General features: G+C 71.5%; 13 protein-coding genes. 9 read left to right on the plus strand and 4 right to left on the minus strand.

Features of this window, described 5'->3' with window-relative positions:
• Positions 1 to 100 precede the first annotated feature (100 nt).
• The 9 genes from ACF1AJ_RS15180 to ACF1AJ_RS15220 all read left to right on the plus strand — a co-directional run bounded on the left by ACF1AJ_RS15180 (position 101) and on the right by ACF1AJ_RS15220 (position 18,516).
• Positions 101 to 1,741, plus strand: a complete 1,641-nt coding sequence (locus tag ACF1AJ_RS15180; protein ID WP_391508094.1) for an ABC transporter substrate-binding protein — start codon at positions 101 to 103, stop codon at positions 1,739 to 1,741.
• Positions 1,719 to 2,756: an ABC transporter permease gene (locus ACF1AJ_RS15185; RefSeq protein WP_391508095.1), complete on the plus strand. Its 1,038-nt coding sequence runs from the start codon at positions 1,719 to 1,721 to the stop codon at positions 2,754 to 2,756. Before ACF1AJ_RS15180 ends, ACF1AJ_RS15185 begins: the two co-directional genes overlap by 23 nt.
• Positions 2,753 to 3,631 (plus strand): ABC transporter permease, encoded by an 879-nt coding sequence (locus tag ACF1AJ_RS15190; protein WP_391508096.1) that lies wholly within the window; start codon positions 2,753 to 2,755, stop codon positions 3,629 to 3,631. Before ACF1AJ_RS15185 ends, ACF1AJ_RS15190 begins: the two co-directional genes overlap by 4 nt.
• The gene (locus ACF1AJ_RS15195; protein WP_391508097.1) at positions 3,628 to 5,349 is read left to right on the plus strand and encodes a dipeptide ABC transporter ATP-binding protein; all 1,722 of its coding nucleotides are present in this window, start codon (positions 3,628 to 3,630) and stop codon (positions 5,347 to 5,349) included. The genes ACF1AJ_RS15190 and ACF1AJ_RS15195 overlap by 4 nt, the downstream gene beginning before the upstream one ends.
• Positions 5,346 to 6,770, plus strand: coding sequence for an NtaA/DmoA family FMN-dependent monooxygenase (locus ACF1AJ_RS15200; RefSeq protein WP_391508098.1), 1,425 nt, complete (start codon positions 5,346 to 5,348; stop codon positions 6,768 to 6,770). The genes ACF1AJ_RS15195 and ACF1AJ_RS15200 overlap by 4 nt, the downstream gene beginning before the upstream one ends.
• 111 nt (positions 6,771 to 6,881) lie before the next feature.
• Positions 6,882 to 7,871, plus strand: a complete 990-nt coding sequence (locus tag ACF1AJ_RS15205) for an NADP-dependent oxidoreductase (RefSeq protein ID WP_391508099.1) — start codon at positions 6,882 to 6,884, stop codon at positions 7,869 to 7,871.
• 316 nt (positions 7,872 to 8,187) lie between these two features.
• Positions 8,188 to 10,011, plus strand: a complete 1,824-nt coding sequence (locus tag ACF1AJ_RS15210) for an ABC transporter ATP-binding protein (RefSeq protein WP_391508773.1) — start codon at positions 8,188 to 8,190, stop codon at positions 10,009 to 10,011.
• Positions 10,008 to 10,799: an energy-coupling factor transporter transmembrane component T family protein gene (locus tag ACF1AJ_RS15215; protein WP_391508100.1), complete on the plus strand. Its 792-nt coding sequence runs from the start codon at positions 10,008 to 10,010 to the stop codon at positions 10,797 to 10,799. The genes ACF1AJ_RS15210 and ACF1AJ_RS15215 overlap by 4 nt, the downstream gene beginning before the upstream one ends.
• 166 nt (positions 10,800 to 10,965) lie before the next feature.
• A complete protein-coding gene (locus ACF1AJ_RS15220; RefSeq protein ID WP_391508101.1) occupies positions 10,966 to 18,516 on the plus strand; it encodes a DUF5979 domain-containing protein in 7,551 nt (2,516 codons plus the stop codon).
• 867 nt (positions 18,517 to 19,383) lie between these two features.
• Here the strand turns inward: ACF1AJ_RS15220 and ACF1AJ_RS15225 are convergent.
• The 4 genes from ACF1AJ_RS15225 to ACF1AJ_RS15240 form a co-directional block, all read right to left on the minus strand.
• Complete coding sequence (locus ACF1AJ_RS15225) at positions 19,384 to 21,522, minus strand: sigma-70 family RNA polymerase sigma factor (protein WP_391508102.1); 2,139 nt, start codon at positions 21,520 to 21,522, stop codon at positions 19,384 to 19,386.
• 46 nt (positions 21,523 to 21,568) lie between these two features.
• Positions 21,569 to 22,039, minus strand: a complete 471-nt coding sequence (locus tag ACF1AJ_RS15230) for a hypothetical protein (protein ID WP_391508103.1) — start codon at positions 22,037 to 22,039, stop codon at positions 21,569 to 21,571.
• A 221-nt stretch (positions 22,040 to 22,260) separates the two neighbouring features.
• Positions 22,261 to 22,716 carry a hypothetical protein gene (locus ACF1AJ_RS15235; protein WP_391508104.1) on the minus strand — a complete coding sequence of 152 codons (456 nt, stop codon included), beginning with the start codon at positions 22,714 to 22,716 and terminating at the stop codon, positions 22,261 to 22,263.
• Positions 22,717 to 22,866: 150 nt separating this feature from the next.
• The gene (locus ACF1AJ_RS15240; protein WP_391508105.1) at positions 22,867 to 24,468 is read right to left on the minus strand and encodes a LuxR C-terminal-related transcriptional regulator; all 1,602 of its coding nucleotides are present in this window, start codon (positions 24,466 to 24,468) and stop codon (positions 22,867 to 22,869) included.
• Positions 24,469 to 24,573: the final 105 nt, after the last annotated feature.

The following is a 24,573-nucleotide window of genomic DNA, read 5'->3' on the forward strand; positions in this document are numbered from 1 at the left end:
GACGGGATGTGACGGCAGCGAAACAGAAGGACACGCAGCATCGACGCCGCTTGCGGACTCCCGCATTCTGATGCGCATCCCCGATGCCAGAGGAGTCCTCATGCGTTCCCGTCCCACCCGTTCCCTCGGCGCCGCAGCCGTCGTCCTGACCGGCGCGCTGGCGCTGACCGCCTGCGCCGCAGGCTCCGATGCCGCCGCCGGAGGCGGCACGAAGGTCGACGGCGGCACCATCGTGTACGCCCACCAGCAGGAGCCGGCCTGCGTGTTCGGCGGCTGGATCGAGCAGGCGTACCTCTCGTACCAGGTGCTCGACAACCTGACGTCGCTGGATGAGGACCACAAGGTGGTCCCGTGGCTCGCGACCTCCTGGAAGCAGTCCGACGACGGACTGACCTGGACCTTCGACCTGAAGAAGGACGTGAAGTTCACCGACGGGACGCCGCTCACGGCCGCGGCCGTCGCCTACAACTTCGACTACTGGCTGAAGGGCGGCAACAGCACGGCGCAGGTGTGGCTCGACGGCTACTACAAGGATGCGAAGGCCGTCGACGACACCACCCTCCAGATCGACCTCTCCCGGCCGTATCCACGCCTGGCCGACAACCTGTCGCAGGGCTACTTCGGCATCCAGTCGCAGCACGCGCTCGAGACCCGCAGCAAGGAGCAGAACTGCGAGGCGCCGATCGGCTCCGGGGCGTTCATCGTCGACAAGTGGAACCGCGGCCAGGACATCATCCTGAAGAAGAACAAGGACTACACGTCTCCTCCGGCCAACGCGAAGCACACCGGCGCCGCCTACGTCGACGAGATCGACTGGAAGTTCGTGGCCGACCCGACCACCCGCGTCGCCGCGCTGCAGGGTGGCCAGGTGGACGCCATCTACGACGTCCCCGCTGTCCAGTGGAGCACGCTGAAGTCCGGCGGCTACCAGCTGGAGAAGTACGTGACGCCGGGCCGTCCGCAGCAGATCTCGTTCAACACGCAGCAGGGCCCGTTCACCGACGAGAAGGTCCGTCAGGCGTTCGCCTACAGCCTCGACCGCAAGCAGATCGTCGACACCATCGGCCGGGGAGTCATCCCGTTCGAGGGCAACGGCGGTGTCAGCCAGACGACCCCCGGCTACAGCGAGAAGGCGGCGGACTGGTACAGCCAGGACCTGAAGAAGGCGGATGCGCTGCTCGACGCGGCCGGGTGGACGCGCCAGGGAAGCACCGGCGTCCGCGAGAAGGACGGCACGAAGCTGACCGTGTCGCTGCCGTACGGCGCAGGCTCGATCATCAACGCGGACGGCGCGGCCATCCTGCAGGGCGTCAAGGAGCAGGCCGCGAAGGCCGGCTTCGACGTGAAGCTCGTGCCGGTTCCGCAGAGCGAGTTCTTCTCGGGCAAGTACGCCGGCCCGGACACCCACGACCTGGCCGCCGGCTACTGGACGGCCGTCACCGCGGGCATCCTCTACATCAACTGGCGTCCGTCGACCCCGGACCACCCCAACTACTCGAACGCCGCGTTCTACAACGACCCGACGCTCGAGCAGTACATCCTCGACGGCAACTCCGCCCCGACCGTGGAGGCGCAGAACGCCGCCTACGAGAAGGCGCAGGACTACATCGCCGAGCACGCGCTGTCGATCGGCGTCTACGACCGGCTGAGCACGCTCGCGGTCGCGCCGAAGCTGCGCGGGGTGTGGCAGGAGAACGCACAGGGAGGGCCGACGTTCTATGACGCCTACTTCGTCAAGTGAGCTGACCGCCGCTTCCCCGTCGGGAGCTGCGACGGGGCCGATCGCGCAGAACGCGATCCGGCCCCGCCGCGGTCGCGCGGTCGCGATCACCCTGCTGCGCAAGATCGGCGCCGCCGTCGTGGTGCTGTGGGGCGCGGCCACGGTCGCGTTCTTCGCGCAGCTGGCGCTGCCCGGCGATCGCGCGACGACCATCCTCAACATCCGGGCCGGCCAGGCGCAGGCGCGCACGCCGGAGGAGCTGGCGCAGATCAACCAGCAGTACGGGCTGACCAAGCCCGTGATCATGCAGTACCTCGACTACCTCCGCGGGCTGGTATCCGGCGACTTCGGCACCTCGTACCAGCAGTACCGGCCGGTCACCGCGGTGATCGGCGAGCAGCTCGGCAGCACGCTGACCCTCTCGCTGACGGCCATCGCGTTCGCGTGGCTGATCATGGTCGTCTGGGTCACGCTGACGGCTGGTCGCGGCCCGCGGCTGACGGCCTTCGGGTCGACGGTGGATGTGGTGACCGCCGGGCTGCCGGCCTACTGGCTCGGCATCATCCTGCTCCTGGTCTTCGGCCTCGGGCTGCACTGGTTCCCGATCATCAGCGGATCCTCGCCCGCCGGCATCGTGCTCCCGGCACTGACGCTGGCCATCCCTCTCGCCGGGTTCATGGCGCAGAGCGTGCGCACCGAGTTCGAGCGGTCGCTGGATCAGCCGTTCGTGCTGTCGGCGCGGATGCGCGGCATGGGCGAGTGGGGCATCCGGCTGCGGCACGTGCTCCGGCACGCGGTGATCCCGGCCGTGACGCTCTCCGGCTGGGCGCTGGGGGCGACCCTCTCCGGCGCCGTGATCGTGGAGTCGATCTTCTCGCGCCCGGGCATCGGCTCGGTGCTGGTCAGCGCGGTCAACGCGCAGGACCTCCCGGTGGTCACCGGGATCGTCACCCTGGTGGCGGTCGTGTACGTGGCGGCCAACCTCATCGTGGACGTCGTCTACACCGTCATCGACCCCCGCCTGGAGCTGACATGACCGCGCTCGGCACCCCTCCCTCCACCGCCGCTGCGGCCGTCCGCCCGACTCTCGCGGCCCGTGTGGGTCGCGTCCCGTGGGGCCTCGTCGTCGCCATCGCGTTCGCCGTGCTGCTGCTGGTCGCGGTGATCGCGCCGCAGGTGCTGACGACGCACCTCCCGACCGCGATCGACTACCAGGCGGCGCTGCAGCCGCCGAGCCTCGCGCATCCCTTCGGCACGGATGAGTCCGGCCGCGACCTCTACACCCGCGTGGTCTGGGGCGCTCGCGACTCGCTGACCATCGGGCTGGGCGCGGCGGCCGTCGGCGTGGGCCTCGCGCTCGTGCTCGGCACGCTCGCCGCGCTCGGGGTGAAGCCGGTGGCGGTTGTGATCGACCGGTTCGTGGAAATCCTGTTCGCCTTCCCGGCCCTCCTGCTCGCCCTGCTGCTGATCGCGATCGCCGGGCCGAGCGCCGCGACGCAGGTCTTCGCAGTGGGCATCGGAACCGCCCCTGGGTATGCGCGGATGATCCGCGGGCAGATCCTCGGAGCGCGCGACTCGGGATACGTCGAGGCGGCGACCGCGCTCGGGCACTCGCGCTGGCGCATCCTGCGCGCGCACATCCTGCCGAACGCCCTGCGTCCCCTGGTGGCGGTGTTCGCCCTGTCGATCGGGCAGTCGATCGTGTGGGCGTCGAGCCTCTCGTTCCTCGGTCTCGGTGTCGCGCCGCCCGCATCGGAATGGGGTGCCCTGCTGGATGCGGGGCGCCAGTACCTGACGACGGCGTGGTGGCTCGTCGTCATCCCCGGACTCGTGATCGTCGCTGTGGCGCTCGCCGCGACGACCATCGGACGGCACATCCAGGCGCGCCTGGAGAAGGGAGAGCGGTCGTGAGCATCAGTACGGAGACCACGGAGACCACGGAGACCGACGCCATCGTCCAGGAACTGGACTGGCCGGCGACCCGGCTGCGGGTGCGCAACCTCCGCACCGCGTTCCGGGTCGACGGCGCGCTGCGTCCGGTCGTCCACGGCGTGAGCTTCGACCTGCGGCCCGGGGAGTGCGTCGCGATCGTCGGCGAGTCAGGCTCGGGCAAGTCGGTCACCGCCCGCTCGCTGGTCGGCCTCGCGGGCCGCTCGGCGGTGGTCGAGGCGGACGAGCTGACGATCCACCACGAGGACGTCCGCGGGTTCGGCCCGCGCGAGTGGAAGCGCATCCGCGGCCGCGACATCGGATTCGTGCTGCAGGATGCGCTGGTGTCGCTCGACCCGCTGCGCCCGGTCGGACGGGAGATCGACGAGGCGCTCCGCCTGCACGGCTGGGGCGGACGCCGGGCGCGCCGGGAGCGCGTGCTCGACCTGCTGACGCGGGTGGGCGTGCCGTTCCCGGCCGTCCGAGCGAAGCAGCGGCCGGACCAGCTCTCCGGCGGCCTACGGCAGCGTGCTCTGATCGCCTCCGCCATCGCCCTCGATCCGGACATCGTGATCGCGGACGAGCCCACCACCGCACTCGACGTGACCGTGCAGGCGCAGGTGCTCGACCAGCTCGAGCTGATGAAGGAGCGCGGTGCCTCCGTGATCCTGATCAGCCACGACCTCTCGGTGGTCGCCCGGCTCGCCGATCACATCCTCGTGATGCGGGGTGGCGACGTGCTGGAGCAGGGGCCGGCCGACCAGGTGCTCGGGGCGCCGGCGCACGAGTACACGCGCGCTCTGATCGCCGCGGTACCCGGCGAGGCGACCCGCGGGCACGCGCTCACCCCGGGGGCGGCGGCGGTACCGGCCAAGCCGCCGGCCGGCGCCGTGGTGCTCGAAGCGACCGACCTCGTGAAGCGCTTCCACACCTCCGACGGCACGGTCACCACGGCCGTCGACCGCGTCTCCTTCTCGCTGCGTGCCGGGGAGACGCTCGGCATCGTGGGCGAGTCCGGATCGGGCAAGAGCACCACCGCGCGTCTCGCGCTCGGACTGGAGGCGCTCGACGGCGGAACCGTCCGCCTGCTCGGAGAACCCTGGGCGCCGCTCGCGGAGAGCAGGCGGCGGGGTCTGCGCAGCCGGATCGCCGTCGTGTACCAGGATCCGCTGAGCTCGTTCGATCCGCGCTGGAACGTCGAGCGCATCCTGCTCGATGCCCTCCGCTCCGAGCGGTTCGCGTCGGCGGAGGAGCGGCGCGCCCGGGTGCTCGAACTGCTGGAGCAGGTCGGCCTTCCGGCGAACGTCCTCCCGAGATTCCCGCTCAAGCTCTCGGGCGGCCAGCGGCAGCGCGTCGCCATCGCCCGCGCGCTCGCCCCGCGCCCGGACGTGATCGTGCTGGACGAGGCCGTCTCGGCGCTCGACGTCACCATCCAGGCGCAGATCCTCGACCTCCTCGCCGAGCTGCAGCGCGAGTCGGGCGTCGCCTACCTGTTCATCTCGCACGACCTCGGCGTCATCAGTCACCTCAGCGACCGCGTCCTCGTCATGAAGGACGGGGTGGTGGTGGAGGAGGGCTCGCCGGATGATGTCTTCGAACGGCCCGCGCACCCGTACACTCGTGCCCTGATCGCCGCCATCCCGGAGTTCGATCCGGCCGCGCGAGCCGCCACCAGCCCTGAAAGCGAGACCGCCGCATGAGCGAGCCAAAGCAGCTCTTCGTGAACCTCTTCGAGATGGCCTGCGTGAGTCACATCACGCACGGCCTCTGGACGCTGCCCGGCAACAACCGGGAGCGCTTCGCCGACCTCGACTACTGGCTGGAGCTGGCGCAGCTGCTCGAGCACGGCGGCTTCGACGGCATCTTCCTCGCCGACGTGATCGGTGCGTACGACGTGTTCCGCGGCGGCCCGGAGACGGCCCTGCGGGAGGGGCTGCAGAGCCCGAACCTGGATCCGCTGCTTCTGGTCCCGGCGATGGCCGCAGTGACCGAGCGGCTCGGATTCGGCGTCACCTTCTCGACGACGTACGAGCCGCCGTTCGCCTTCGCCCGCCGCATGTCGACGCTCGACCACCTCACCAAGGGCCGCATCGGCTGGAACATCGTCACCTCGTACCTGCCCAACGCGGCCCGCAACTTCGGCCTCGACGGGGAGGTGCCGCACGACGAGCGTTACCGCTATGCCGACGAGTACCTCGACGTGCTCTACAAGCTGTGGGAGGGGTCCTGGGATGACGACGCGGTGGTCGCGGACCGTGCGGCCGGCGTCTTCACCGACCCGTCCAAGGTGCGGTACATCGACCACGTCGGGGAGCGGTTCCGCGTCGCTGGCCCGCACATCGTCCATCCCTCCGTCCAGCGGACGCCGACGCTGTTCCAGGCGACCGGATCGCCCGCCGGCATCGAGTTCGCCGGGCGTCACGCCGAGGTCGTGTTCACCGGCGGCCGCACGAGCGAGGAGTTCCGCCGGAACGCCGACGGGATGCGCGACGCGGCCGTGCGGCACGGGCGCGAGCGCGACGACATCCGCTTCATCGCGATGGCCGGCGTCATCGTCGGCCGGACGCAGGAGGAGGCGGAGGACAAGTGGCGCCTGTACCGCGAGCGCGCGAGCCTCGACGGCATCCTCGCGCACAGCAGCCTGCCGGTCGACCTGACCGCGTTCCCGCGCGACATCACCGTGCGGGAGGCGCTGGCGCGCGCCGAGTTCCCGGCCGAGAAGGTGCCGTACCTGCCGCTCGACACCACGGTCGGGCAGGCACTCGACTTCATCAAGGTGGGCCGCGACGAGCGGTTCCTCGTCGTCGGCGACCCGAAGACCGTCGCCGACGAGATCGAGCGCTGGCTGGATGAGGACGGCCTCGACGGCATCAACCTTCGGCAGTATCACTCGTTCGACACCGCGCGCGACTTCGCCGAGCTGGTGGTCCCGGAGCTGCGTCGCCGCGGACGGCTGCCGGAGGAGGGCGCCACCTCGGCGACGCTGCGCGAGCGGCTGTTCGGGGCCGGGAACTCCCGGCTCCCGTCGCGTCACATCGGCACCCGGTACCGCGGTGGAGCGAACCTGGATGTGCCGGTCGAGCCCCTGCAGCTGCACTTCGAGCACGCGGCGTCGTTCTGACGGCGGTTTCCTCGGGTTCCTGGAAGAGAACCGTAGATTGTAGAGTTTCTAGCCAAGCTAGGTATATCCTGACGCCACGGCCGGCCCGGCCGATAGTAGAAGGAGCATCCCATGGCGAAGAAGCCCGGGGAGACGGTGGTCTTCGAGTACGACGGCAACGGGGATGTGGACGTCCTCGAGAAGCGGAGCCGGCCGCTGCCGAATCCGAGCGCGGACGAGGTGCTCGTCGAGGTCATCGCGACGGGCATCAACCACATCGAAGGGTTCATCCGCACCGGCCGTGAGGAGGCGTGGGCGGACGAGCCGTTCCCGCGCGGCTCGGGAAGCGACTTCGCGGGGATCGTCATGACCGCGGACGCCGGCGGTCGCTTCCGGAAGGGGGCACCGGTCATCGGGCACGTCCGGACCGGCGCTCATGCGGAGCACGTCGTCGTCCCGGTCGGGGCACTGGTGCCGAAACCGCCGCACGTGCCGTGGGAGGTCGCCGGCGGTCTCTACCTCGCCGGTGTGACCGCCCTGGACACGTTGGACGACCTCAGCATCGGACCCGACGACACCGTCGTGGTGTCCGCAGCGGCGGGTGGCGTCGGCAGCATCGAGGCGCAACTGGCGAAGCATCGCGGCGCCCGGGTCATCGGCACCTGCGGTGACCGCAACTTCGACTATCTGCGCCAGCTCGGCATTCGGCCGGTGCGATACGGCGAGGCGATCGAAGAACGCATCCGCGCCGAGGCGCCCGGCGGAGTCACTGCCCTGATCGACAACTTCGGGCAGGACGGCCGCGCCCTCGCAGAGTCGCTCGGCGTTCCGCCGTCGCGGTACCGGTCGAGCGAGGACCGCCGCGACACCGAGCTGCGACTGCTGCAGGACGACCCGGAGACGATGGCGCACGGCACCGCACAGCTCGGGCGCGTGGCCCAGTTGGCGGAGGAGCGTGCGTTCACCCTGCTGATCTCGGGGTTCTATCCGCTCTCCGACATCAAGTACGCCTTCGACGACCTCCAGACCCTGCACTCGCGCGGCAAGATCGTGCTGGGGACGCATCCCGTCACCACGTACTGGACCCTGAAGACCCGCGACGTGCAGGAGGCGCGGGCGTAGCGTCCGCGGCCCGGCCGCCCGCCCGCCTGCCTGCCCGCCGCTGCCGAAACGGAGGAGATCCGGCCGCATCCGCTGCTAACCGCCTCCGTTTCCCGCTGTTGTGCGGCGCGTCGCGCTCGATCTCCTCCCTTTCCACAACGCACCGAAACGGAGGAGAACTCGGGGGACGCGCGAGCGCTGCGGCAGAAACGGAGGTGATGAAGCCGGATGCGGCCCGGCGCCCCTCCGTTTCCGATTTCTTCGCGCCGTCCCGACCCGTGCCGTAGCGTGGACGAGGTCGGCGAGAGGAGGGGTGTCCGTGGGCGATCGGAGGTCCGTGGACGCCGTTCCGTCCGCATCCGGCGCCCCCGCATCCACCCCTGCATCCGTCCCCCCCGCCGAGGCGCACGGCGTGCGCGTGCGACACGACGGAGCCATCGGCTGGACCCCCGACGGCATCGACGTCACCGTCGCGCCGGGTGAGGTGCTGCTGGTCCTCGGATCGAGTGGATGCGGCAAATCCACGTTCGCGCTGACCCTGAACGGGCTCGTGCCGCACGCCGTCCCCGCCGACCTCGAGGGGACGGTCCGGGTCGGCGGTGTGCCGACGCGGGATGCGACCGTCGCCGAGCTGAGCGAGCACACCGGCATGGTGTTCCAGGATCCGGATGCGCAGCTCGTCGCGCGCACGGTGCTGGACGAGGTGTGCTTCGGGCCCGAGAACCGTCTGGTCCCGGTCGCCGAGGTCGAAGCCCGGGCCGAGTCGGCGCTCCGGGCCGTCGGCCTGTGGGAGCGCCGGAACGACGACCCCGACACGCTCTCCGGCGGCGGGCGGCAGCGGCTGGCGATCGCGTGCGCACTGGCGCTCGATGCCCCGCTGCTCGTCCTGGACGAGCCGACCTCCAATCTCGACCCCGTCGGCGCCGAGGAGGTGTACCGGCTTCTCGGGCGACTGACGGGCACGGGATCGACGCGGTCGGTGGTGCTGATCGAGCACGACTTGGACCTGGCGCTTCCGATCGCCGACACCGTCCTGGTGCTCGGCGCGGCGGGCCGTCCGTTCGCGTACGGTCCGGCGCGCGAGCTGATCCGCGATCGTGCCGAGGAGCTGAACGAGCTCGGCGTCTGGCTGCCGACCGCGACCGCCGCGGCGCTGCGCCTGCGCGCCGCCGGCCTCCCCCTCGATCCCCTGCCCCTCACTCCCGCCGACCTCACCCGAGCCCTCTCCCCAGCCCCCGTCCCCCCACCGTCGAGTACGCAAACTTCGCACGCTCCGGAGCCGGATCGTGTGCAATTTGTGCGTACTCGACGGCGGGTGGAGGCCCCCGAGGGCGAGGAGCACGAGGGTGAGGAGCACGGGGCGGCGGCGGTTCGCGTCGACGGGCTCACCGTGCGGCGCGGGCGGCGGACCGTGCTGGAGGATGTGTCGCTGCGCGTCGGGCGCGGGGAGTTCCTCGCGGTCGTCGGGCCGAACGGCGCGGGCAAGACCACGCTCGTGCAGGCGATCGCCGGCGTCATGCGCGCCCCGCGCTCGACCATCGACGTGCTCGGGCTCGACCCGGCGCGGGCGTCCGTCCGGGCACTGCGCGAGACCGTCGGGTTCGTCTTCCAGAACCCCGAGCACCAGTTCGTCACGCACACGGTCGAGGACGAGCTGGCGTTCGGGCTGCGGCAGCGTCGCCTGTCCACGGCAGAGATCGCGGACCGAGTGGATGCGATGCTCGCGGTCCTGGGACTCGCCGACCACCGCTCCGCGCATCCCTTCCTCCTCTCCGGCGGGCAGAAGCGCCGCCTGTCGGTGGGCGCGGCGCTCATCGAGGGAGCGCCGGTGCTCGTGCTCGACGAGCCGACGTTCGGCCAGGATCGCGCACGCGCGACCGAGCTGCTCGACCTCCTCGCCGAACTCAACCGCGGCGGCACCACCGTGATCGCCGTGACGCACGATCTGGGGCTGATCGGCGAGTACGCCTCCCGCGTGGCGATCGTCGCGGGCGGCCGGCTGCCCGTCGTGGGCGGAACGGCCCGAATCCTCGGCGACCCCCTGCTGCTCGAATCGCACGGACTCCGTCAGCCCGTCCTGGCGCGCGCCCTCGCGGATCCCTCGGTGCCCGAGCCACTGCGAGGCCTGACCCGGCTCGCCGACCTCCCTGGCGCCCGATGACCGCGACTGCCACCGCACCGCATCTCGCGGAACGCCCACCCGGCTTCCTCGCGCGTCTGAACCCGCTCGCGAAGGTCGGCGCTGTCGTCCCCGCGTGGATCGGGCTGCTCGTCACCCGGGATGCGCTCGTGCCGCTCGTCCTCCTCATCGCGGCTGTCGTCCTCCTCCTGGTCGGCGCTCGGCTCTCGCCTCGCGCACTCGTGCTGCTCCTCGTCGGGATCCCGGCCGGCGTCCTCGTGACGGCGATCGGCTTCGGCCTGTGGGCGGAACCGGGTAAAACCGCCGACCCGACCGTGATGTTCGCGGTGGGCTCGTACGAGTTCACGACCGGCGCGCTGATTGTCGGTCTGACGACCGCGCTGCGAATCGCCGCGATCCTCGCGCTGGCACTGATCGGCGGCCTCACGACGAGCGGACCCGACCTCGCCCGCGCGCTCACCGCGCAGCTGCGCGTCCCCTACCGGTTCGCGTACACCGCCGTCGCGGCCTACCGGTTCGTGCCGCTCTTCGCCTCCGAGCTCGCCGCGATCCGTCGCGCGATGCGGGTGCGCGGTGTTGCACCCGGTCGCGGGCCCATCGCCGCCGTTCGCCGGGGCTCCGCGATGGTGGTGCCGCTCCTCGCCTCCAGCATCCGTCACGCCGATCGGGTCGCACTCACCATGGAGTCCCGCGCTTTCGGAGCCCACCCGCGCCGCACCGAACGCACCCCACCCCAGTGGCGGCAGCGGGACACGGTGTTCGTCGCCGCCCTGTGGGCGGCTACGGCTGCAGTGCTCGTCCTCCTGTGACCCGTTTTGCCCCCAGAACGGGGCAATACGGCTCGGATCCAGGGTGAAGCCGGGGTGAAAAACGCTCAATTGCGTCCCTGATTCCGAAAGACTCCGGCAGTAACCGACGCGTCGCGTGTTCCCGCACCTTCGCGATCTCCGACTGTTCTGCCCTAAGGACTACGTCTTGCTTACCCGACTCCGTTCGTTGTTCCTGCCTGCCCGCGGTGCGCACGCCCGCCGCCGTACGCTCCGCGCCCCGGCCAGCGTCGCCGCGGGCATCGTTCTCGCGCTTGTCGGCGCGGTGGCCGTCGGTGCTCCCGCGGCGAACGCCGACGATCTGGGCTCCGGTGTGCTCAACCTCTCCAAGACGGCGAACATCACGGAGGTCACCCCCGGACAGAGCTTCCTCTACACGATCAACTACGGCTGCTCGTCCACGACGACGGGATGTGTCAACGCAGTGCTGACGGACCCCGTCCCGGCGCCGCTGCAGATCGTGGGCAAGCCGACCGTTGTCGGTGCGGGCAGCGCCACCACGACGGTCGACGGCAACACGATCACGGTCGCGTTCGCAGACAGCGTGCCGAACACCGTCCCGGCGAGCACGGGTCTCGCCGCGGGTACGACCGGGTCGGTGCAGATCCAGGTCACCATGCCGCAGAACGTTGACAAGTCCCTCGACGGCACGCAGCTGACCAACAACGCGACCTTCACGGCGACGAACGCGTCGACCGTCAGCGGCTCCGTGCCGGTGACGGTGCACGTACCGGACGTGATCACCGCGTCCGTGTCCAAGACCTGGACTCCCGGCTCGACGCAGTACAACCCGGGCGAGACCTCGCAGGTGGCTCTGACCGTCGCGAACACCTCCAACATCCCCGCCACCAGCCTGACGATCGCCGAGCCGGCAGATCCCGCCGCGGCCGGCAGCACCTTCGAGTTCTATGACCTCGCGGGCTTCGGTGCCGTGACGTTCCCCGCCGGAGCCGATCAGGTCCAGGTCATCGCGCTCACCGCCGGCGGCCCGGTCGACGGACCGGTCGGCGCCACGCCCCAGCTGCCATCCGGCGTGCAGCCGGGTGACGTGACCGGCCTCCGCTTCGTGTTCTCGTCGAGCACAGGTGACACCATCGACGCCGGCGGCGCCGCCGGATCGGTCGCCCTCAGCTTGGTGCAGCGCGCGACCGGCCGGACCGGAGGCGCGAGCCTGGTGACCGGCGGAACCCGCACCAACCAGGTCGGCGCGACCGTCAGCACCCCGAGTGGAGACGGCCAGGCGCCCCTCGCGTCCGCCCAGCAGATCGTCGCCCCGCTCACCGTCTCGGTGTCGGCCGACAAGTCGTTCGTCGACCCGCAGATCCCCGCGGGTGACTCGTCCGTCGCCACGGTCATCGCCAAGAACACCTCGACCGGCCCGCTCACCAGCCTGACGGTGACCGAGCCGGGGTCCGGCACCTTCTTCACGAACAAGGTCACTTTCGGTGGCTTCACCTCCGCGGCCGCGTGGCCGCAGGGCGCGACCGGCGCCACCGTCCACTGGCTCGTCAACACCGGGACCGCGCCCGCCGACTCGACCGTCGACCAAGCGTCCGGTCTGCCCGGCGCACCCACGCTCAGCGGCGGGCAGTACCTGACCGGCTTCCAGATCGTCTACACCGGTTCGATCGCCCCGGGAGCTACCGCCAGCATCCCCTTCACGGTCAACACGACGACGGACGCGGGACCCGCCGGCTCCGGTTTCGTCACCTACCCGAACGCCGCGACGGTCGAGGGTGCCAACCCGGCCGGAACCGCGACCGACACCGCGAACGCCAACCTCGACGTGTACTTCCCCGAGGTCAAACTGACCCTCGACAAGACCATCACGCCCAGCACGGTCATCCCGGGAGGGACGAGCCTCGTCCAGCTCTCGGCACAGACGCCGACCGGCACGAGCTCCGTCCGCCCAGACACGATCGTCATCACCGAGCCGCAGGACACCGCGAGCGCGCCCTACTGGAACGCCTTCGACGCCACCGCGATCGCTCCGACCGGTGTGCCGTCCGGCTCCAAGCTGACCATCGAGTACACGACAGACGGCACGACGTGGAAGACGCTGACCGTCGTCGACGCGACCGCCGCCTCCAAGACGTACTCGGCGACGCTCGACAGTGTGCTGCCGAACGGGACGACGCACTCCGACGTCCGCGGCCTGCGCTTCACCTTCACGGACGCCGACGGCTTCGGCCAGGCGACCAACGTCAAGCCGGCCATCACCTTCACCGCTCGCGGCCAGCTCCGCGACGGCAGCGGCCCCACCAACCCCGGCACCTACCCGACCATCACCCCGTACCAGAACTGCGCGGTCAGCCAGGCGTCCGGCACCGTCGCCGGCTCCGGCATCACCAGCCAGCCCGTTGCCGACTGCGCCACGGTCGGCGTGCAGGCGACGCAGGGCGGCCCCGGCCCGCTGCTCGCCGCGAAGAGCTGGGACGGCACCAAGGTCGTCCAGGCGCAGTCCGGCGCCACCACCGGCGTGACGCTCGGTTGGGGCAGCCAGGTGAGCGGGATGCAGTCGATGACCATCCAGGATCCGGCCGCGCCGAGCCCGATCGAGGGCAGCGTCTTCCAGGCGTTCGACCTGGTCCGCATCGACGCGATCACGCCCACCTCCACCGCGGGGGCGACGCTCGACCCGCAGATCCGCTGGGACAAGGTCTCCAAGGTCGAGCTGTTCGATGGGACGCAGTGGAACGACATCACCTCTGCCGCCTGCCCGACGGCCAACGCCTGTGACGGCGTGTTCCCCGGCTACACCCTCACCGCGGCGGAGCGCGCGAGCACCCAGGGCGTGCGCCTGACCGTGATCGAGAGCCCGAACCGCGCTGCGCGCATCCAGTCCACCGGCGATCCGACCGCCCCCGCGGTCGGCAGCGGCGTCGCCGCGGTGAGCGCGAGCGCCCAGCCGGGCGGCCGCGCCGTGCACCTCGACCTCGCCATCCGCAACGCCGTCCGGGGCGGCGCCGCCACCGACTGGGTGACCGGCACGCGCACGTACAACCTCGCCGGTTCGCCAGGGGCGGTCGACAACACCGTGCGGGTCGGCGCGCAGCCGTTCAGCGGCGCACCGGTCAGCCGGGACGCGAACGACCACGTCACGATCATCGACCCGACGTTCACCACAAAGGTCACGAAGACGGCCTCTCCGCAGACGCTCGTCATCCCGCAGCCCGACGTCCCGGCCTCCGCGTACCCGAGCACGACGTACACGACGACGGCGACCAACACGTCCACCAGTAACACCTGGCAGCTGCGACTCTCCGACCCGACCGAGTGCGCGAACGCGGCCACCTCCGACCCGTGCGTGTTCGCGCCGTACGACGCTGCGGCCAACCCGTTCGAGCAGCTGAACCTGACGAAGATCGTGGTCGACCTGAGCCAGGCGTCGGGCGTCCAGACGAACGCCAGCAGCGTCTCCCTGCTCCACCTGGCCGCCGACGGCAGCACCACGACCGAGACGGTCACGCTGGCGCAGGCCATGGCGATGACCCCGGCCGACCTCAGCGACGTCGTCGCGGTCAGCACGCTCCTCCGCGGCACCAACGCCCAGGGAAGCGACGGCACCGGCGGCACGATCGCCCCACTGCAGAAGGTCGGCCTGACGCTGACAGCGCAGCTGCGCAAGACGACTCGCACCGGCGGGACGCCTCCCGTGCCCAGCACCATCATCAACAACGCGCACGCCACGCTCCACGACGACGTCTATCCGGCCGTGCAGGCCGCCGACGAGCAGGGCGTCACGGTGACGCTCCAGAACGGCAACCTCCAGGTCACGACCGGCAAGACCATCAATCCGACGAGCACCCTGCAGGCGAACCCCGTCGACCCCATCCAGGTCAACCTGCGTGCCCGGTCGACCGGGACCCTGTCGCCCAAGGTCCTCGTCATCGAGGATTCGGATGACAGCTTCTGGAACGCCTTCACCCTGAAGTCGTTCACGCTGCCCAACACGCCGACTGGCGCCGACCGCGTCCAGGTGGATGCGCGCACCGGTCAGGGCGCGAACGCCCAGTGGCAGTCGGGAACGCCGACCGCGATCGGTTCGGCCGCCCTGCCCGCCGGCGTCGCCGCCGCGGACGTGACCGGCCTGCGGTACACCTACACGCGTGCTGACGGCGCCGCCTTCTCCGCCTCGGAGGACAAGGACGACGTCCGGCTCAACGTGTCGCTCCGGACGACCCTGCGTGACGGCAGCGGTCCCGTGACCTCGACGGTCGTGGCCCAACCCATGCCGGGTGAGACCGCTGCGGGCACGGTCTCCGACACGGTCACCGCCGACGCGTCCTACAACGACGTGCACGCCACCCAGGCGAACGCCAGCGCGACCTTCACCGTCGACCCGGGCACCGCGAAGCTCCAGGTCGAGAAGACCAGCCCGGGTCAGGCGGCCTCCGGTCGCGAGGTGAACTGGACGCTGCGGTTCAAGAACAGCGGAACCGGCAGCCTGGCGAACCCGGTGGTGACGGACACCCTGCCGGCCGACGGTTCGCTGCTCTACGTGCCGACCAACGTCCCGACGTTCAGCACCACCACCGGGGGCACGCTGCCCGTCGACGGCGCGGTGATCACCCGCACCTACGATGGCGCGACCGGCACCATCCGGTTCACCTGGCCGGCAGGCTCCCAGCTCGCGCCGGGAGAGACCTACAGCATCACCATCGGCCTGCAGATCAAGCCGGGACTCGCCCCGGCGAAGACGGCCGTGAACACCTTCGGCGTGTCCACCGACCGCCAGCTCACCAGCGCGGACTGCACGGCCCTCAACCCGGGCAACGGGCGAGCCGTGACCTTCGTCGGCAACACCTGCTCGACCAGCAACGTCGTGACGACGCTGTCGCAGGGATCGTTCACCGCATCCAAGGGCGTCAAGTCGTCCACCGGACTCGCGCAGAACGTCGTCAACCCGGCCCTGCCCTGCACCGCCGACGCGGACGGCTACTACCGGTACCCGTGCGCCGCGGTCAGCGCGATCGGCGCGACCGACGACTGGAAGCTCGAGATGGTCAACGGCGGAAACGTCGCGGCGAAGACGCTCACCGCGGTGGACGTCTTCCCGTACCCCGGCGACACCGGCGTGGTCGACTCGTCGGCCCGCGGCTCCGTCTACACGCCGAAGTTCCTCGGCGACCTGACCTTCCAGCCGACCGGCGACGCCGCGGGGGCGGTGATGACCTGGTACGTGACGACCGCCGCGAAGCCGTGTGCGGCCGACATCACGCCGGGCTCCTCCTGCCCCGCCGGCGCGTGGGTTCCGTCGAGCCAGGTCGGCTCGACCATCCAGGCGGCCGATGTGACGGGCGTCAAGATGGTCTTCGACTTCAGCGGCACCGCATCCGGCACCCTCGCGGCCGGCGCCGCCGTGAAGGTCACCTACACGAGCACGAATGTGCCGACCGTCGCGGCGGGCGACCACCGCGCGCCGGTGACCGCACCGGTGACCGGGGTGCGCGCCTGGAACTCGTTCGGCTTCTACCCGACGTATGTCACGGGCTCGCAGCCGGCCGGACCCCAGGAGCCGATCAAGGCGGGCGTCATCCTCACGGGCGGTCCGCTGCAGATCACCAAGACCGTCACCGGAGCGGCGGCGCAGTACGCGCCGACCAGCTTCCAGGCGGATGTCAGCTGCACCATCGGCGGCGTCGCCGTGGGTCTCGCGGCGAACGCCACGGTGACGCTGAGCGCGGCGAACCAGTACACCGCGCGGATCGACGGCATCCCGACCGGCGCCCAGTGCGCGGTCGTGGAGCACGGCGCGGACGGCTCCTACGGCGAGGCGAGCCGGACCGTCACGCCCGGTTCCGTCACGATCGCAGCAGCCGACGCGACGGCGCCCGTGCCTGACGCGCAGAAGGTCTCGATCGTCAACGACTACGGCACGACCGACCTCACGGTGACGAAGCATGTGGACACCGCGGCGACGGCCGGCTCCTTCGGGCCGTTCGGCGTGAGCGTGGTCTGCACGGCCCCGCTCGGCCAGAGCATCCCGCTCGCAGCCGGTGACGCCGCCTTCACGCTCCAGGACGGCGGGTCGCACACGATCAGCGGTCTCCCCGCGCGCTCCAGCTGCGTCGTGACGGAGACGGACGCGGACGGCGCGGCGGCAACGCCGAACCACGTCGCCATCTCGGTCGACGGAGCCCCGGCGACCGACGGGACGCAGGCGACCGTGCTGCTCGGAACCGGACCGCAGGCGACGACCGCCGACATCACCAACCACTACGCGGCCGGTACCCTCGCGATCACCAAGATCGTCGACGGCGACGCGGCGGCGGGATACGGTGACGGGCCCTTCACCATCCACGTCACCTGCGTCTACGCGGGCGACCAGACGCTGTTCGACGGCGACCTCTCCATCGTGGGCGGCCAGACCCTCACCGTGCCGGGCGTCTACCCGGCGGGCACCGAGTGCTCGGTGGTGGAGTCGACCGACGGCGGCGCGACCGGAAGCACCGTGGACACCCCGACCGTCACCATTCCCGGGGCGACCGACGGCTCCGTGCCGGCGGTCACCGTGAGCGTGACCAACACGTTCTCCGCGGGCAGCGTGACGATCGTCAAGCAGCGCGTCGGCGACGGCGTGGCCCGCTACGGTGCCGGTCCGTTCACGGCGCAGCTCGTCTGCACCTGGCAGAAGGACGGCCAGACGCTCACCATCCCACTGCCGAACGCCGGACTCGTCACGCTCGACGACGCGAACGGCTACACGGCCACGGTGACCGGCCTCATCCAGCGCGCGCACTGCGACGTGACCGAGACCGCGACCGGTGGGGCGACCGCCGTGTCCATCGCACCGAGCAGCGGCGTGACCGTCCCGGCGGGGGCACCGGCCGGGGTGACGATCACGAACACGTTCGACACCGGCTCCCTCGTCATCGACAAGAAGCGGGTCGGCGACGGCGTCGCCTCGTTCGGCGCCGGCCCGTTCACCATGCAGGTCACCTGCACCTACGAGGTGGACGGGGTGGTCACCCCGATCGACCTCGGCACCGACGGCACGGTGGTCCTCTCGAAGGCGAACGGCTACTCCGCCGGCATCGACGGCCTGATCGCGGGCGCATCCTGCGCCATCGAGGAGACCGACGCCGGGCTGGCGACAGCCACGACGATGGACCCGGCCGACGGAACGGTGACGATCGCGGCGGGCACCGCAGCGACCGTGACCGTCACCAACCGCTTCGACGTCGGACACCTGCGGATCGCGAAGACCGCCGACCGGTCGACGGCGGCCGTCGGCGACACGATCGTCTACACGATCACCGTCACCAACGACGGACAGATCGACGCGAAGGATGTGGCCGTGACCGACCACCTCCCCGCGGGAATCCAGGTGCTCGGTGCCAAGCCTGCGGCTGCGAAGGCGACCGACGGCGAGCTGCACTGGGTGATCCCGGGCATCGCTGCAGGTGAGAAGGCGACCATCACGCTGGCGGCGAAGCTCATCGCGCCGCAGGACACCACCAACCGAGCCAGCGTCGAGACCCCGAACGGCCCGTGGGACCCGTCCACCGGCGACGAGCGGTGCGGCGACGGTGCGACGGCATGCGCCACGGTGACCGACCCGCCCGTGCACGGGCTGGCGAGCACCGGAAGCGAGCTGCTCGGTTCGCTGGCCTGGGCGATGACCGCGCTGGCCGCGCTCATCGCCGGAGCCGGACTGCTCCTGCTGCGTCGCCGGCCGAGGCTCCGGAAGCGATGAACCAGACCCGATCTGGTCAGCGACCGGCCGAGGGAGAGGCTGGGTAAGCCCTCTCCGTCGCGCGGCGGGGAGGACGGGAACCTCCCCGCCGCACTTTTTTGCGAAACCCGCGTCATGATCCGGCCCTTCGGCACTCTCTTAAGCAGGGTCGCTCGACAGGGCCCGTGAGCGCGGCGCATTCGGCCCGCCGCCTCGCGGTGCCGCTCGTGCGGTCGCGGTGGGCCGGGTTTTCCCGGCTCGGTCCACCGCAGCGCGTCTCCCGGACTCCCGGAGGCGATCCGGACCTGTCCTCGCCCTGTCACCCTCCGTTCTGGTGGGCGCCCCTCGGTTCCTATCGCAGCCGAAAACGGAGGATGCGGCCCCCGACGCGCCGCGTCCGTGCGGGGAACGGAGGGGACCGCGGAGCGGTCGGGCGGAATGTCCTCCGTTCGCGCGATCCGCCGGTGTGGCGGCGCGGATGTCCTCCGTTTCTGTCCCAGTCGGGAACGGAGGATGCGGCCCCCGACGCGCCGCGTCCGTGCCGGGAACGGAGGTGATCGCGGAGCGGTCGCGCGGAATGTCCTCTGTTTCGTGCGGGCGGGCGGTGTGGCGGCGAGGATGTCCTCCGTTTCTGTCCCAGTCGGGATCGGAGGATGCGGCCCCCGACGCGCCGCGTCGGTGCGGGGAACGGAGGGGACCGCGGAGCGGTCGGGCGGAATGTCCTCCGTTCGCGCGGGCGGGCGGTGTGGCGGCGCGGATGTCCTCCGTTTCTGGAGCGGTGGGGAAGGGAGGATGCGGTGGGCGGCGCGCCGGCAGGCCGCGCAAAACGGAGGAGGGATTCGGGAGTCCGGTGATGGGTCGCCTCCGTTGGCGGCGGGCGGAGGCGCGTCAGGGGAGCGTGACGGGCACGTCGCTGAGGACGCCGTGGCGCGCGCCGGAGAGGTACACGGCGCCGATGCGGTGGTCGCCAGCGGTCCAGCTGTAGACCTGGGACGCATCTCCCGCCGCATCGAGGGTGAGGGTGTAGGGCGTCGACTCGCCGTCGGCCCAGACCTGCACCGTCGAACCGGGGATGCCGTGCACGGTGATCGCGACGGTGCCCGGTGACCCCGTAGCGGTGACCGTCGGCACGATCGCCGTCCCGACGAGCGGTGCGGATTCGGCCGACACGTTGCCGAGCACGTCCGTCTGCCGGGCCGACAGGCTGTACGCGGGGGAGATCGTGATCAGCTCGGGAGACGTCCACGTACCGTCCGCATCGGCGGTGACGGTGGCGACCGCCGTGCCGCGGTCGGACACCACGATCGTCGCGCCGGACTCCGCCGTGCCGGTGAGGATGGGCGCGAGCCGGGCGGCGAGGTCGCCGGCGCCCGTGTCCGCACCGACGATGACGGGGGGAAGCGCGGTGCGGTCGACGCCGATCCGCACGGACGCGGGTGCCGAGGTCAGGCCGCTCCGTGTCTGCGTGACGGAGAGGTCCCAGGTGCCGTCCGCGAGCCCGCTCAGGTCGGCGTCGAGGCTCCACGAACCGTCCGGGGCGACCGTCGCGCTGCCCAGAACGGCCGAGGACGAAGTCGAGAGCGAGGACGAGGTCGCAAGCCGGGCGGCCGATGCAACGGGCGATCCGGTGACGGCGATGGTGGCACCGGGTGCGCCGCTCCCGGTCAGAGCGAGGGACGTCGCGGCGGTCTCGAAGCCCGAGGGGAAGGTCGAGGCGACGACGGGTGCCGCCGGCGGAACGGCCGGAGGACCGACCGGCGGCGCGACCGGCGGCACGACGGCCGGCACCGAGACGGTCGGCACCGCGGGCACGACCGGGCCCGCGACCGGTGGCGCATCCTCACGAGCCGGATCGGGATCGGGCACCACGGGCGCGTCCGGCGGCGGCGAACCCACAGGCGCGTGCGGCTCCGGCGTGGTGCCGGTCGTCGCACCGGGCGCGTCCGGCACCGCAGCCGACGGGGCATCCGTCGGCTGCGCTGCGGTCACATCCTGTCGAGTGGAGGCGAAGAGCTGCGGCCCCAGGACGACCGCACCGACCACGCCGGCCGCCGCCGCCACTCCGACGATGGTCGCGCCGACGCCCAAGGCGGCTCCATGCCCGCCACTCCGCGCCGCCCGCCCGGCGCGCGCCGTACCCGCCGCACCGGCGGAATGGCCGCCTGAGGCACCCGTCCCGCCACCAATGCTCCCGCCGCCAGCCCCGCCGCCACCCGCCACCGCGCCCCCGACCGCACCGCCCGCCACCGCCGCAGCCCCGCGCTGCAGGCTGGCCGCGTACGCCGCCGCCCCGCCCACGCCGAGCAGCAGCGGAAGCAGCACGAGCGTCAGCCGAGAGCCCACGTTCTGCGCCTCCGCCGCCACGATGGAGCACTTGGCGCATTCGGTCAGGTGCCGTTCGAGCCGGGCGGTCTCGCGTTTTCCGAGTCCGCCGCGGCTGTAGGCGCCGAGGCGTTCGGTGGTCCAGCGGCAGTCGGATCCTTCGGGGCTGGCCGAGATGTGCGCCTGGATCCATGCCTGGCGCAGGCCTTCGCGCGCCCGGTACGCCAGCGCCGCCGTGCCGTTCGGGGTCAGGCCGAGCAGCGGTGCGACGGTGGCCGGGCTCATCCCTTCGACCTCGCTGTACCAGAGCACCTCCTGCCAGCGCTGCGGCAGCGAGCGGAACGCGCGGGCGGTGAGCGACCGGTCGAGCGCATCCATGCTGGCCGCCTCGGTCGTCTCCGGGTCTTCGATCGTCGTCGCGTCCTCGATCGGGACATCGCGGCGGGCGCCGCCCCAGGCCGCGGCGACGTTGCGGATCGTGGTGAAGAGGTAGGGCCGGAACCCGGCGCTCGGTCCGCGCCCGTCCCGCACCGCCTTCAGGATGCGGGCGTAGGCCTCGGCGACGACGTCATCCGGGTCCTCGGTGCTGAACGAGCGGGCCACCGTCCGGCCGGCGGAAGCGTGACGGAGCCACAGCTCGGCGAACGCGTCGTCGTCTCCGGCGCGCGCGGACTCGACGAGGTCCGTGTCTGAACGGTCGGACACGGTCTCCTTTTCGTCGTCGTCGCGCACGTTGTGCTCGTCCGCCCGGTCAGCAGATCCCGGCGAGAGCCCGCCGTCGCCGGAGGTCCGTGGGTTCATGGCGCGCGCCGCCGACGCACACCAGGAAGAGGAACGGGGCGCCGTCCCAGGGCACGCGGATCGTGCTCGAGATGCCGCCGGCGTTGTCGACCAGGATGTCGTCAGGGAGGGCGAAGAGCTCCTGACGCCGCCCGGAACCGTCGGTCGCCAAACCCTGCACGGCGTCGGTCAGGTCGGTGAAGCGCGGATCGTCCGCCTCCACCGCCCAGCCGGTGAGCGGCTGCAGCGTGTCACGGCTGATCGGCAGGATGTCGAAGACGGTGGCGGCCACCCGCTCGAGGGAGGCGTCGACGGTCAGCGACCGCGTCCTCTCGAGCATGGGCGCGTTGACCGAGGCGAGGGCGAGCCAGTCGCCGGGGCGGAGGTCGTCGAGCAGGGCGAGCAGTGCGCCGGTCATCGGCGGCGCGAACGGGTCGGGCATGACGGGGGCTTTCTGTGTGCACGCCGAGAGCGCCCGCCGGGTCGCGGGCACTCTCGGCGTCGAGCGGGGTTCGGGTCTCCCGGATTCGGCACCGTTCGATCGGCGCCGATCTACACGGCAGCGTTTCGGGTCGCCGCCGGTGGCGCACGTTCGGGTCATGCACCACCTAAGAGATCGCGAATATCCGGAATCATGACGCCGGTTTGCGAAGTTTTTTCCGGTCACGCGCCGACCACGGTGTCCCGGGTGCCGGAGGATGCGGCGGACGCGGAGAGGACACGCACCAGCTGGTCGCTGAAGAGGCGGCCGTCGTCGATCACGACGGCGGTCGCGACGCACCGCCGGGCGAGCTCGCGCTCGTCGAGGCCGGTGAGCACGGCGATGTCGGCGAGCCCGATCCATCCCGCCTGGGCGCGGGTCCGGATCGATTCGCCGCGCACACCGAGCTCGGCGGCGACCAGCCGCGCCGGGTATCCGGCGTGCAGCAGCCCGCTGATCACCTGACGGGTCAGCAGGTAGGCCGCGCGTCGCTGCGATCCCAGCGCCTCCTGCTCGTCGGCGTGCGCGTTGCGCAGGAGGGCGGCCAGGTCGTCCGGCAGGGCCCGGTGCCACCGCGAGGCGGTGCGCGCGTCGAGGCCGGGACGACGGAGAGTCGGGGTGCTCTCGTCGATGGTCATGTCGTTCCTGGGGGGAGGGATGGGGCGGGAGGGTGAGCGGGCGTGCAAGAGAACGCTACGTGCCCCGGGGCCACCGGCGGACCGAATTCACCCCGCGCTCACCCCGCGCTCACCCTGCGCTCACCCTCGGCGCTCTCCGCCCTCTCCGCCTCAGTCGCGCTCGACGAGCAGGTTGCGCGTGAGCGCGACGGCGATCGCATCCTCCCGGTTGTTGACCCCGAGCTTTCGGTAGACGCTCCGCAGCTGCGATTTGACCGTGTTGGCCGACACCACGAGGACTGCGGCGATCTCCGCGACGGATCCCGTCTTCATCAGCTCCGCCAGCACGGCGAGCTCGCGGTCGGTGAGCAGCAGGTGCGGCTCGGCGACCGGGAGCAGGGAGCGCAGCGGCACGTCACGGGTCACCTCGCCGTAGCCGACGTCGTCGAGGGCGGACACGACCCGGTCGAGGTCGTCCGCGGGGAGCAGGGCCAGCGCCAGTCGTTGCTCGGTGCGCCCCAGCACCGCGCCCAGGTGTTCCACGACGCCGCGGGTGCGGGAGGTGGGTGCGAGCCGGAGCAGCACCGCAGACTCCAGGGCGGCCGCCTCCGCCGTCTGCCGCGCGGTGAGGGGGCCGCGCACCGCCGCACGCAGTTCGCTCAGCGCCGATCCGTTCCGGCCGAGCGACACGTGGACCCGCGCTCGGGCGATGTGCTGGTCGGCGCCCGCGACCGTGTCCCGTTCGACGATGACGGAGGCGGCGTCGGGGTTGCCGAGCGCGAGTTGCTGCAGGGCGCGCATCCGGCCGAGTTCGTGGCGTGCGGCGGCTGACCGCGCCTCGCCGGCCCTCATCGACGCGTACGCCTCGAGCCCCGCCAGGGCCTCGCCGGGTCTGCCGTCCACCAGCAGGGCGAGCGCTTCGACGCGCGCCTCGGCGACCCAGTGCTCGATGCTCCGCCGGTCGTGCTCCATCTCGGCGAGATGTTCCCGCGCCGTGGCGGCGTCCAACCGCTCGAGCGCGAGCATCGCCTCGGCCAGCTGGTAGAAGGTGCCCGTGTACATCCTCCGCTGCCGGTCCGTCCACGGGCCGGTGCGGGCGTACTCGACGTGTGCTCGTGCTTCGGGCAGGTCGCCCTGGAGCGCGTGGATGCCCGCGAGCATGGCGAGGTTGCCGAATCCCGGGGAGGGCGGTGTGGTGGGGGAGGCGGCCAGACCTTTGGAGAAGGTCTCCATCGCCAGCTCCACCTCGCCTGCGTAGTAGAGCGAGATGCCCACCTGCGCGTACATGCGCGGAAGCTCGGTCAACTGCCGGCGCTTGTCCTCATCGAGGCGGTCGAGCGTCGCGACGGCCGCGTCGGCGGGCCCGATCGCCATTCCCGGCCGCCCGATCAACCGGTACGCGCTCGCCTCGGCGGACCGGATCAGGGCGCGGTCCACGGGACTCAGGGCGGCGTTGCGCGGTGATCGGGCCGAGCGGACGGCGATCACGAAGTAGCGCAGCGCGCGCACCCGGTGGAACCCCAGCCCGTTGTAGGCGATGCCCAGAAGCATGGCGAGGAGCGGGTGCGACCGGAGCTCCGAGGTCGGGACGCGCTCGAGCAGCAGGCGGGTGGCTTCACCATGCCCGCTGGCCAGAAGGAACCATCCGGTGCGGACGGCCTCGGTCGCCGCGTCCCAGTCGCCGGCGTCGACCGCGTCCGTGAGGGCGTCGAGCGCCACTTGGTCGGCGGATGAGCGCTCGGGCCCCGAGCCGCCGACCGTCTCGTCGTCCACTGATCCTCCCGAATCCATCATTCACCCCTCGTCGGGCGCACCGCGCCGCTGGGCCACCGTGGTGTACGCAACGCGACCACCATCTTTCTTTATTCGCCGACGAAG

This window comes from Leifsonia sp. NPDC014704, assembly GCF_043083605.1.
In the GTDB taxonomy this organism is placed as follows: Bacteria; Actinomycetota; Actinomycetes; order Actinomycetales; family Microbacteriaceae; genus Leifsonia.

Excerpts from the sequence above, each read along its gene's own strand:
- ACF1AJ_RS15180 (WP_391508094.1), top strand. The coding sequence starts at position 101 with ATGCGTTCCCGTCCCACCCGTTCCCTCGGCGCCGCAGCCGTCGTCCTG.
- ACF1AJ_RS15185 (WP_391508095.1), top strand. The coding sequence starts at position 1,719 with ATGACGCCTACTTCGTCAAGTGAGCTGACCGCCGCTTCCCCGTCGGGA.
- ACF1AJ_RS15190 (WP_391508096.1), top strand. The coding sequence starts at position 2,753 with ATGACCGCGCTCGGCACCCCTCCCTCCACCGCCGCTGCGGCCGTCCGC.
- ACF1AJ_RS15200 (WP_391508098.1), top strand. The coding sequence starts at position 5,346 with ATGAGCGAGCCAAAGCAGCTCTTCGTGAACCTCTTCGAGATGGCCTGC.
- ACF1AJ_RS15205 (WP_391508099.1), top strand. The coding sequence starts at position 6,882 with ATGGCGAAGAAGCCCGGGGAGACGGTGGTCTTCGAGTACGACGGCAAC.
- ACF1AJ_RS15215 (WP_391508100.1), top strand. The coding sequence starts at position 10,008 with ATGACCGCGACTGCCACCGCACCGCATCTCGCGGAACGCCCACCCGGC.
- ACF1AJ_RS15230 (WP_391508103.1), bottom strand. The coding sequence starts at position 22,039 with ATGCCCGACCCGTTCGCGCCGCCGATGACCGGCGCACTGCTCGCCCTG.
- ACF1AJ_RS15235 (WP_391508104.1), bottom strand. The coding sequence starts at position 22,716 with ATGACCATCGACGAGAGCACCCCGACTCTCCGTCGTCCCGGCCTCGAC.